The organism is Inquilinus sp., assembly GCF_057815775.1.
The window spans coordinates 1-9983 of sequence record NZ_JBYRFX010000228.1 but is presented as its reverse complement, the minus strand read 5'-3'; the positions used below and the strand labels follow the sequence as shown (position 1 = coordinate 9983).

10 protein-coding genes are annotated in these 9983 nt (G+C 68.8%); 8 read left to right on the top strand and 2 right to left on the bottom strand.

The genetic code is table 11. The annotated features are described in order from the left end of the window. The coding region (locus AC3XYG_RS08275) for an SMP-30/gluconolactonase/LRE family protein (RefSeq protein WP_489139339.1) at positions 1-655 on the top strand (655 nt) is incomplete at its 5' end. Between the two features lie 56 nt (positions 656-711). Continuing rightward, positions 712-1548 carry a DMT family transporter gene (locus tag AC3XYG_RS08270; protein ID WP_489139338.1) on the top strand — a complete coding sequence of 279 codons (837 nt, stop codon included), beginning with the start codon at positions 712-714 and terminating at the stop codon, positions 1546-1548. Between the two features lie 45 nt (positions 1549-1593). Here AC3XYG_RS08270 and AC3XYG_RS08265 read toward each other — a convergent pair whose 3' ends face one another. Beyond that, complete coding sequence (locus AC3XYG_RS08265) at positions 1594-2190, bottom strand: hypothetical protein (RefSeq protein ID WP_489139337.1); 597 nt, start codon at positions 2188-2190, stop codon at positions 1594-1596. Positions 2191-2271: 81 nt separating this feature from the next. Here AC3XYG_RS08265 and pdxR point away from each other — a divergent pair, with 81 nt between their 5' ends. Continuing rightward, the gene (gene pdxR, locus AC3XYG_RS08260) at positions 2272-3714 is read left to right on the top strand and encodes a MocR-like pyridoxine biosynthesis transcription factor PdxR (protein WP_489139336.1); all 1443 of its coding nucleotides are present in this window, start codon (positions 2272-2274) and stop codon (positions 3712-3714) included. Here pdxR and AC3XYG_RS08255 read toward each other — a convergent pair. Further along, a complete protein-coding gene (locus AC3XYG_RS08255; RefSeq protein ID WP_489139335.1) occupies positions 3704-4399 on the bottom strand; it encodes a GntR family transcriptional regulator in 696 nt (231 codons plus the stop codon). The genes pdxR and AC3XYG_RS08255 overlap by 11 nt on opposite strands. 226 nt (positions 4400-4625) lie before the next feature. Between AC3XYG_RS08255 and AC3XYG_RS08250 the strand changes: the two genes are divergently transcribed. The 5 genes from AC3XYG_RS08250 to AC3XYG_RS08230 all read left to right on the top strand — a co-directional run. Further along, positions 4626-5639: an ABC transporter substrate-binding protein gene (locus AC3XYG_RS08250; RefSeq protein WP_489139334.1), complete on the top strand. Its 1014-nt coding sequence runs from the start codon at positions 4626-4628 to the stop codon at positions 5637-5639. A 1-nt stretch (position 5640) separates the two neighbouring features. Next, on the top strand, positions 5641-6402 hold the full coding sequence (locus AC3XYG_RS08245; protein ID WP_489139333.1) for an ABC transporter ATP-binding protein: 762 nt from the start codon (positions 5641-5643) through the stop codon (positions 6400-6402). Between the two features lie 5 nt (positions 6403-6407). After that, positions 6408-7271 (top strand): ABC transporter permease, encoded by an 864-nt coding sequence (locus AC3XYG_RS08240; RefSeq protein WP_489139340.1) that lies wholly within the window; start codon positions 6408-6410, stop codon positions 7269-7271. 43 nt (positions 7272-7314) lie between these two features. Continuing rightward, entirely contained in the window at positions 7315-9057 is a 1743-nt protein-coding gene (araD, locus tag AC3XYG_RS08235) for an L-arabinonate dehydratase (protein WP_489139332.1), read from the top strand. A gap of 14 nt (positions 9058-9071) precedes the next feature. Then, a partial coding sequence (locus tag AC3XYG_RS08230; protein WP_489139331.1) for an SMP-30/gluconolactonase/LRE family protein occupies positions 9072-9983 on the top strand: 912 nt, incomplete at its 3' end.

The following is a 9983-nucleotide window of genomic DNA, read 5'->3' as shown; positions in this document are numbered from 1 at the left end:
GATCACCTGCGAGCATGGCGGGCGCCGGGTCAGCCGCACCGAGCATGACGGGACGGTGACGACGCTGGCCGACACATGGAATGGCAAGCGGCTCAATTCGCCCAATGATGCGGTGGTGAAGTCCGACGGCTCGATCTGGTTCACCGACCCCAGCTACGGCATCGATTCCGACTATGAGGGCAACAAGTCGGTGGGCGAGATTGGTGGCTGCAATGTCTATCGTATCGACCCGGTGAGCGGCGCGGTCGAAGCGGTGATTACCGACATGGTGCGGCCCAACGGCCTCGCCTTTTCGCTCGACGAGAGCCAGCTCTATGTCGCCGATACGGGGGCGACGCATGGCGCGGCGCATGCCAAGCACATCAGGCTGTTCGACGTGCATGGTGCGACCGTCTCGGGGGGGCGGGAATTTGCCGTCTGCACCGCCGGGCTGTTCGACGGCTTCCGGGTCGACCATCACGGCAACATCTGGACCAGCGCCGCCGACGGCGTCCATTGCTACACCCCCGACGGCACGCTGATCGGCAAGATCAAGGTGCCGGAGGTGGTGGCCAATGTCTGCTTCGGCGGCGTCAAGAAGAACCGCCTGTTCATCTGCGCCACCACCTCGCTGCGCGCGGTCTACCTGAACACGCGCGGCGTGCAGACGCCCTGACCATCCGGCCCGCCCTTCGCGCCCTGCCGCGGATCGCGGCCAGCCCCGCCGCCGGCATGCTGCTCATGCTGGCGGCGATGGGCAGCTTCACCACCATGGACACCGTGTCCAAGGCGCTGACCGGCCGCTACGACCCGATCCAGGTGACATGGGCGCGCTATACCTTCCATGCGCTGCCGATGCTGCTGATCGCGGGGCCGGCCTCGCTCCGGCGGATGGCCGCGACAGGCAAGCCAGTGCTGCAGCTGGGGCGGGCCCTGGCGCTGCTGGCCTCCGCCATCCTCGCCATCGTCGGCTTCAGCCTGATGCCGCTGGCCGATCTGTTCGCGATCAACTTCGTCTCGCCGCTGCTGGTGATCGTGCTGTCGGTGCTGTTCCTGGGCGAACGGGTCGGCCCGCATCGCTGGGCCGCGGTGGTGGCGGGCTTCGCCGGCATGCTGATCATCGTCTGGCCCAGCGGCGACGGCGTCGGCATCGTCGGCGGCCTGGTCGCCTTCGGGTCGGCGCTGTTCTGGGCGATCGGCCTGGTCGCCACGCGGCGGCTGGATGGCGAGGATCCCCGCACCACCCTGTTCATCACGGCCCTGGTCGGCACGGTGCTGCTGAGCCTGGCGCAGCCCTTCGTCTGGACGCCGCCCGATGCCACCGGCTGGGCCCTGATGGTGGCCATGGGGCTGCTCGGCCTGCTGTCGCACACCCTGCTGATCGCGGCCTTCGGCCAGGCCCCCGCCTCCGCCCTGGCGCCGTTCCAGTACAGCCAGCTGCTCTACGGCCTGGTCTTTGGCTGGCTGGTGTTCGGCGACGTGATCGGCGCCCGCCCGGCCCTGGGCTGCGCCGTCATCGTTGCCGCCGGCGCGTATGTCTGGTGGCGGGAGCGGCAGGTCCCGGGCTGAGCTGGACCAGATTGTCCGATCGATCGGTCAGCGAATGATTCCTCTTCAGCGCGGTGCCGTCCGGGTGTCGGTCGCCACCCAGTTCTCCTCCCAGGTCTTGCCGCCGTCGGCGGAGAAGGACTGCACGAAATGATAGACATCCGGTGCCATGGGCAGGATCTCGAAGCGGACCAGCACGGCGCGGCCGTCGTCGAGGAAATCCTGGCCCTGGAACATGCCGCGGCCGTTCGTGAACCCGCCATACACCGGCGGCGTCAGCGTGCCGACCCGCGCATTGGAAAAGTGAAGGGCCCATTGCCGTGATTTCGGGTTGTACACGCGCAGGCTGAGGCCTTCGATGTGGTGCCCGGCGGCGCCGTCGGCCTCCAGCTCCAGCAGGTTCGCGCGCCCGTCCCAGACCTTGCTGACCGTCGAGGTGCCGTCGAAGGCGAGCCATTCGTCCGGGGACTCGCTGAGGGGCTCCACCAGGATCTTCATCTGCGTCTTCCAGGTGCCGATCTCGAAATCGAAATCATGCTGGCCATCGGATGGCGGGGTGACTGGCGCCGTGGCCGCCGTCTGCGCCAGCGCCGGCGGCGCGAAGATGACCGCACAGGCCAGCAGGCCTGCGAAAATCGGGTGAAACGTCGGACACGCCGGCATGGGGCTCTCCCGAATCTGGATGATGAGCCAATCTAAGCGGACAGTGGTAATGTCAAAATCACCACTTGACGCGCAAATGCCATGACCACTTTGCATCTGCCCATCGACCGGTCCGGCGGCGTGCCGCTGCACCGGCAGATCTATGACGGCATCCGCGGGGCGATCCTGGCGGGCGCGTTGCGGCCGGGCCAGCGCATCCCGTCCACGCGCGCCCTGGCCGTCGAACTGGACGTGTCGCGCCTGCCGGTGCTGGCCGCCTACGACCAGCTGCTGCACGAGTGCTATCTCGAGGGCCGGGCGGGGTCGGGCACCTATGTCAGCCGGGCGCTGCCCGATGAGCTGCTGCACTCGCAGCCGGTGCCGGATGGGGCGCCGCCGGCGCCCCGGATCCCGCCGGAACGCGACTATGGCGGCTTCGCCCCGTTCCGCACCAGCCTGCCAGCGCTGGACCGGTTCCCGCATGTCGCCTGGGCGCGGCTGGTGGCACGCCATGCACAGCGGCTGCCGCTGGCGCACATGGCCTATGGCGATCCGGCGGGGCTGCCGGCGCTGCGTGCGGCGATCGCCGACCATCTGCGCGCCGCCCGCGGGGTTCGCTGCAGCGCCGAGCAGATCCTGATCGTGTCCGGCTCGCAGGCGGCGCTGCGCATCGCCGCCGCGACGCTCCTCGCCCCTGGCGACGGCGTGGCGGTGGAAGAGCCGGGCTATCCCGGTGCGCGTGCGGCCCTGTCAGCCGGCGGAGCGCGGCTGCTGCCGATCCCGGTCGACGACGGGGGCATCGACATGGATGCGCTGCGGCGCACCGGCCGCGTGCGCGCCGTGTATGTCACGCCCTCGCACCAGTATCCGCTCGGCATGTCGATGACCGCGGCGCGGCGGCTGGCGCTGCTGGACTGGGCCCGGCGCGAAGACGCCTGGGTGCTGGAGGATGACTACGACAGCGAGTACCGCTATGTCAGCCGCCCGCTCGGCGCGCTGCAGGGCATGGATGCGCATGGCCGGGTGATCTATATCGGCACCTTCAGCAAGGTGATGTTTCCCGCATTGCGGATCGGCTACCTCGTGGTGCCGCCGCCGCTGCTGCAGGATGTCGTGCGGATGCGCCTGGCCTTCGATCTGTTCCCACCCACGCTCTACCAGTCGGTGCTCGCCGAATTCCTGGGCGAAGGACATTTCACGCGGCATCTGCGCCGCATGCGGGGCGTGTACCAGACGCGGCGCGCAGCCCTGCTCGACGGCCTGGCGCAGCATTGCGGCGACCGCCTGGTCGTCCACAATGCCGATGCCGGGCTGCATGTCGCCGTCCTGCTGCCCGAGGGGCTCGATGACACCAATCTCGTCCGGCGCATGGGCGAGCGCGGCCTGACGGCAACGGCGCTGTCCACCTGCTACGCGGGCACGGTGCGCCGCAGCGGGCTGCTGCTCGGCTTCGGCGGTTCGGACGAGCGCAGGTTGCAGGGGGCCACGCGGGTGCTGGGCGAGATTCTTGGCGCGCAGCCTTCTCTTCGGAACCCTATCCCCTGACGTAGTCCGGGAACCGGGCACGGATCTCGTCGGCCTCCGCCAGCGTTCCCGACAGGTGCCGGCGCAGCGCATCCTGCGCCCGGTCCGGGTCGCCCGACGCGATGGCGTCCAGGATTCCGGCATGGTCGTCCAGGATCGACTGCCCCTTGCCCGGCACCGGCAGGTGCAGCCGCCGCAGCCGGTCGAGATGGCCGCTGCGGCTGCGGATCAGGGCCCAGAGATCGGGCACCTCCGCCGCCTCGCAGAGCTGGCGGTGGAAGGCCTGGTCGGTCTCGGCGAAGCTCGCGAAATCCTGGGCGTCGAGCATCACCCGCTGGCGCGCGATCAGCGCCTGCAGCCGCGGCACGAACGGCCGGTCGGCCCGCAAGGCCAGCGCCCGCACCACCTCCAGCTCGACCGACCGCCTGAGGAAATGGGCCTGCCGGGCCAGCGGCAGATCGATCGGGCTGACCACGGTGGCGTGCTGCGGGAAGATGTCGACCAGCCCCTCCTCCGCCAGCTTCAGCAGCGCGTCGCGGATCGGCGTCTGGCTGACCCCGAACTGCGCCATCAGCTCGTTGCGCGCCAGCACGGTGCCGGGGGCAAGGCTCAGTGCAATGATCTGCTCGCGCAGCCGTTCGAACACCTGCGGCGCCGCCTGTCGGGCGCGGTCGAGCGGCAAGGGCTGGATCGCCGTCACGGTCATGCTGCCCCGGTCATGCTGCTGAAATCCCCCTCCGCCGCCGCCTCGATTTGAGCCGGTCGGGCCCCCGCCCGCAACCGCGATCATAAACTGGCTTGGCGGCCGATGCACTAATGCATTAGTGTTTCACTGACTCGCAACCGATGGCGTGGGAAGACCCAGGCGGATCGACGCCCGGAGCCGGAGCAACCGGCCGGGGATCGCCGCGCCGAAATGTGGAGGAACGCGAATGAATTGGATGCGCCGCTGCGCCGCCGCACTGGCCCTCGCCGGCACGCTTGCCGCGGGGTCCCAGGCCATGGCCCAGGAGAAGACCGAGATCACGATTTCGCGCCAGCCGGGGATTCTGTACCTGGCCGCGCACATCATGGAAAAACAGCAACTGGTCGAGAAGCAGGCTGCCGCGCTGGGCCTGCCGGATCTGAAGGTGAACTGGATCACCTTCTCGGGCGGCGGCGCCCAGACCGATGCGCTGCTGGCCGGCGGCGTCGACATCGTCAACACCGGCGTCGGCAACCTGCTGCTGTTGTGGGACCGCACCCGCGGCAAGGTGAAGGGGATCGTCGCCTCCTCCGCCCTGCCCGTCACCCTGATCAGCCGCAACCCGGCCCTGAAGACGCTTCAGGATTTCGGGCCGACGGACAAGATCGCGGTGCCGACCGTCAAGATCTCGACCCAGGCGATCCTGCTGCAGATGGCGGCGGCCCAGGCCTTCGGTCCCGACCAATGGGCCAGGCTGGACGGCAACACGGTGCAGCTCGGCCACCCCGATGCGGCGGCGGCCCTGGCCAACCCGCAGCATGAGGTGACCAGCCACTTTTCCGCCCCGCCCTTCGATTATTTCGAGCTGAAGTCGATCCCCGGCATCCATGTCGTGCTGCGCTCGCCCGACATCATCGGCGGCCCGCTGACCCAGGCGCAGTTCTTCACCACCACCGCCTTCGCCGACGCCAACCCCAAGGCGATCCTGGCGGTCAAGGCCGCGACGCTGGAGGCGATCGACTACATCCACAAGGACACGCGCGGCGCGGTCGAGATCTATCGCCAGGTCACCGGCGACAAGACCAGCGTCGACGATTTGCTGGACATGCTGAAGCAGCCGGGAATGATGGATTTCATCGCCGCGCCGCAGGGCACGATGAAGTTCGCCGAGCACCTGTACAAGATCGGCACGCTGAAGACCGAAGCGAAGGCCTGGACCGACTACTACCTGCCGGTCGCGCAGGACCTGAACGGCAACTGAGATGACCCTGCTCGACGTCCGCGGCGTGACGCTGCGCTACAAGACGCCGTCCGTGCAGGTGACGGCGACCGAACGGGTCAGCTTCCAGGTCGACCAGTCGGACCGCTTCGTCCTGCTGGGGCCGTCGGGCTGCGGCAAGTCCACCCTTCTGAAGGCGGTCGGCGGCTATATGCGGCCCAGCGAGGGCGAGATCCGGATCAAGGACCGCGTGGTGACGCAGCCGGGCGCCGACCGGATGATGGTGTTCCAGGAGTTCGACCAGCTGCCGCCGTGGAAGACGGTGCTGGAGAACGTGATGTTCCCGTTGCTGGTGGCGCGCAAGCTGCCGCGCCGCGAGGCGGAGGAGCGGGCCCGGTCCTATATCGAGAAGGTCCATTTGACCCGGGCGGTCGACAGCTATCCGCACACCCTGTCGGGCGGCATGAAGCAGCGCGTCGCCATCGCCCGGGGCATGGCGATGGAGCCGGACATCCTGCTGATGGACGAGCCCTTCGCAGCCCTCGACGCGCTGACCCGGCGGCAGATGCAGGACGAGCTGCTGCAGCTGTGGCAGGACACGCGCTTCACCGTGCTGTTCGTCACCCATTCGATCGCCGAGGCGATCCGCATCGGCAACCGCATCCTGCTGTTGTCGCCGCATCCCGGCCGGGTCAAGGCCGAGGTGCGCGACGTCGACCAGGTCTCGTCCGAAGACGGCAGCACCGGCCAGCTGGAGCAGGAGATCCACCATCTGCTCTTCGCCGAGCCGGGACACAGGGAGTGAGCGGCATGGGCCAGGCCCGGATCCTGATGCGCGAGGCCGAGTCGGCCGCATCGCCCCAGATCAGTGCGGTCGAGCGCCGGCTGGGCATCGTCGAGCTGCTGTGGGGCAGCGCCTTCGTGCGCAAGACCGCGCTGATCGTGGTGCTGGCGGTGATCTGGCAGGTCTACGCCTCGATCCTCGACAACCCGCTGCTGTTCCCGACGCTGGGCGACACCATCTCGGCCATGATCGACGGCTTCGTCCATGGCCCGCTGGCGCTGCGGGCCTGGACCTCGATCAAGGTGCTGCTGATGGGCTATGCCGCCGGCATCGCCCTGGCGGCGACGCTGACGATCCTGGCGATCAACACCCGGATCGGCACCGATTTCCTCGAGACCATGACGGCGATGTTCAACCCGCTGCCGGCGATCGCGCTGCTGCCGCTGGCCCTGATCTGGTTCGGCCTGGGCAATGGCAGCCTGGTCTTCGTGCTGATCCATTCGGTGCTGTGGGCGGTGGCGCTGAACACCCATGCCGGCTTCCTCGGCGTGTCACCGACCCTGCGCATGGTCGGCCGCAACTACGGGCTGCGCGGGCTCGGCTATGTCATCCGCATCCTGGTGCCGGCGGCCTTCCCGTCGATCCTGACCGGGCTGAAGATCGGCTGGGCCTTCGCCTGGCGCACCCTGATCGCGGCCGAGCTGGTGTTCGGCGTGTCCTCCGGCCAGGGCGGCCTCGGCTGGTTCATCTTCGAGAACCGCAACCTGCTCGACATCCCCTCGGTGTTCGCCGGGCTGCTGACCGTCATCATCATCGGCCTGGTGGTCGAGAACGTGATTTTCCGCTCGATCGAACGCCGGACAGTGCGACGATGGGGCCTGCAGAATTGATCCCCTGCCCCAGCCACCGATCCTTCCCAGACGGCAGCGAGCCATGACCGACATTCCCCGCAAGACACCCGACACCCTCCGCAGCGCCCGCTGGTTCGCGCCCGACGACCTGCGCTCCTTCGGCCACCGCTCCCGCGCCATGCAGATGGGCTACGCGCCGGAGGACTGGGCCGGCCGGCCGGTGATCGCGATCCTCAACACCTGGTCCGACATCAACCCCTGCCACGCCCACTTCAAGACCCGGGTCGAAGATGTGAAGCGCGGCGTGCTGCAGGCCGGCGGCTTCCCGATCGAGCTGCCGGCGCTGTCGCTGTCGGAGAATTTCGTCAAGCCGACCACCATGCTGTACCGCAACCTGCTGGCGATGGAGGTGGAGGAGCTGCTGCGGTCCCACCCGGTCGACGGCACGGTGCTGATGGGCGGCTGCGACAAGACCACGCCCGGCCTGCTGATGGGCGCCACCAGCGCCGGCGTGCCGGCGATCTACATGCCGGCCGGCCCGATGCTGCGCGGCAACTGGAAGGGCAAGGTGCTCGGCTCAGGCTCCGACGCCTGGAAGTTCTGGGATGAGCGCCGGGCCGGCCACATCACGGCCGAGGACTGGGTCGACATCGAGGGCGGCATCGCCCGCAGCTATGGCCATTGCATGACCATGGGCACGGCCAGCACCATGACCGCGATCGCCGAGGCGATCGGCCTGACCCTGCCCGGCGCCTCCTCGATCCCGGCCGCCGATGCCGGCCACATCCGCATGGCCACCGCCTGCGGCCGCCGCATCGTCGAGATGGTGTGGGAAGACCTGGTGCCGGCGCGGATCCAGACCCGCGATGCCTTCGAGAACGCGATCGTGGTGGCGATGGCGATGGGCTGTTCGACCAACGCCATCATCCATCTCGTCGCCATGGCACGGCGGGCCGGTGCCGACATCTCGCTGGACGATTTCGACTCCGCCAGCCGGGTGGTGCCTGTTATCGGCAATGTCCGGCCCAGCGGCGACCTCTATCTGATGGAGGACTTCTTCTATGCCGGCGGCCTGCCGGCGCTGATGGAGCGGATCCGCGACCACCTGCATCTCGACGCCCTGACCGTCACCGGCCGCACCCTGGGCGAGAACATCGCCGGCGCCGAAGTCTACAACGATGACGTGATCCGCAGCGTCGACAACCCGGTCTATGCCGAGGGCGCGCTGGCGGTGCTGCGCGGCAACCTGGCGCCGGATGGCTGCGTCATCAAGCCCAGCGCCTGCGACACGCGCCTGTTGAAGCACACCGGCCCGGCGCTGGTGTTCGACGACTATCCCGCGATGAAGGCGGTGATCGACAGCGACGACCTCGACGTCACGCCGGACCATGTGCTGGTGCTGCGCAACTCAGGCCCCCAGGGTGGGCCGGGCATGCCGGAATGGGGCATGCTGCCGATCCCGAAGAAGCTGGTGAAGCAGGGCATCCGCGACATGGTCCGCATCTCCGACGCCCGCATGAGCGGCACCAGCTACGGCGCCTGCATCCTGCATGTCTCGCCGGAATCCTATGTCGGCGGCCCGCTGGCGCTGCTGCGCACCGGCGACCTCGTCACCCTCGACGTCGCCGCCCGCCGGATCGACATGGAGGTGTCGGACGAGGAACTCGCCCGCCGCCACGCCGAGCTGGCACCGCCGCCGCCCCGCTTCGAGCGCGGCTATGGCTGGATGTTCAACAAGCACATCCGCCAGGCGCATGAGGGCTGCGACTTCGACTTCCTTGAGACCAGCTTCGGCGCGCCGGTCGGCGAACCGGACATTTTCTGAAGCGGAGCCCGGCCATGAGCAGACAGAATGAATCGGCGGCCGGCTGGGTGCCGTCGACCCGGTACCCGGACCCGGCGGTGCAGGTGCTCGACCCCAGCTTTGCCCAATATCGGCTGGCATCGGCGGCGGTGGAGCGCATCGCCACCGGCTGCCGCTGGGCCGAGGGACCGGTGTGGTTCGGCGACCGCCGCGCCTTGCTGTGGAGCGACATCCCGAACGACCGGATCCTGAAGTGGGATGAGGAGACCGGCACGGTCAGCGCCTTCCGCCGACCGTCCAACTTTGCCAACGGCAACACGCGCGACCGCCTGGGGCGCCTCGTCACCTGCGAGCATCTCGGCCGCCGGGTCACCCGCACCGAGCATGACGGCAGCATCACCGTGCTGGCCGACGGCTCGGACGGCAAGCGGCTGAATTCGCCCAACGATGTCGTGGTGAAATCCGACGGCTCGGTCTGGTTCACCGATCCGACCTTCGGCATCGCCGGCAATTACGAGGGCCGCAAGGCGCCGGCCGAGCTGCCCGGCAACGTCTATCGGGTCGACCCTGAAGGGGCGCTGACGGTCGTCGCCGAGGATGTCGCGGGACCGAACGGGCTGTGCTTCTCGCCCGACGAGACCATCCTCTACCTCGTCGAATCCCGGGCGACACCGAACCGGCTGATCGTCGCCTATGACGTCGTCGATGGCGGCCGGCGCATCGCCAACCGCCGGGTGCTGATCGACGCCGGCCCCGGCACGCCGGACGGCCTGCGCGTCGACGTCGACGGCAACCTCTGGTGCGGCTGGGGCATGGGCAGCGACGAGCTCGACGGGGTGATGATTTTCAACCCCGAGGGCAAGCCGATCGGCCGGATCGCCCTGCCCGAGCGCTGCTCCAATCTGTGCTTCGGCGGCGAGATGCGGAACCGCCTGTTCATGGCCGCC

Excerpts from the sequence above, each read along its gene's own strand:
- AC3XYG_RS08270 (WP_489139338.1), top strand. The coding sequence starts at position 712 with ATGCTGCTCATGCTGGCGGCGATGGGCAGCTTCACCACCATGGACACC.
- AC3XYG_RS08265 (WP_489139337.1), bottom strand. The coding sequence starts at position 2,190 with ATGCCGGCGTGTCCGACGTTTCACCCGATTTTCGCAGGCCTGCTGGCC.
- pdxR (WP_489139336.1), top strand. The coding sequence starts at position 2,272 with ATGACCACTTTGCATCTGCCCATCGACCGGTCCGGCGGCGTGCCGCTG.
- AC3XYG_RS08255 (WP_489139335.1), bottom strand. The coding sequence starts at position 4,399 with ATGACCGTGACGGCGATCCAGCCCTTGCCGCTCGACCGCGCCCGACAG.
- AC3XYG_RS08250 (WP_489139334.1), top strand. The coding sequence starts at position 4,626 with ATGAATTGGATGCGCCGCTGCGCCGCCGCACTGGCCCTCGCCGGCACG.
- AC3XYG_RS08245 (WP_489139333.1), top strand. The coding sequence starts at position 5,641 with ATGACCCTGCTCGACGTCCGCGGCGTGACGCTGCGCTACAAGACGCCG.
- AC3XYG_RS08240 (WP_489139340.1), top strand. The coding sequence starts at position 6,408 with ATGGGCCAGGCCCGGATCCTGATGCGCGAGGCCGAGTCGGCCGCATCG.
- araD (WP_489139332.1), top strand. The coding sequence starts at position 7,315 with ATGACCGACATTCCCCGCAAGACACCCGACACCCTCCGCAGCGCCCGC.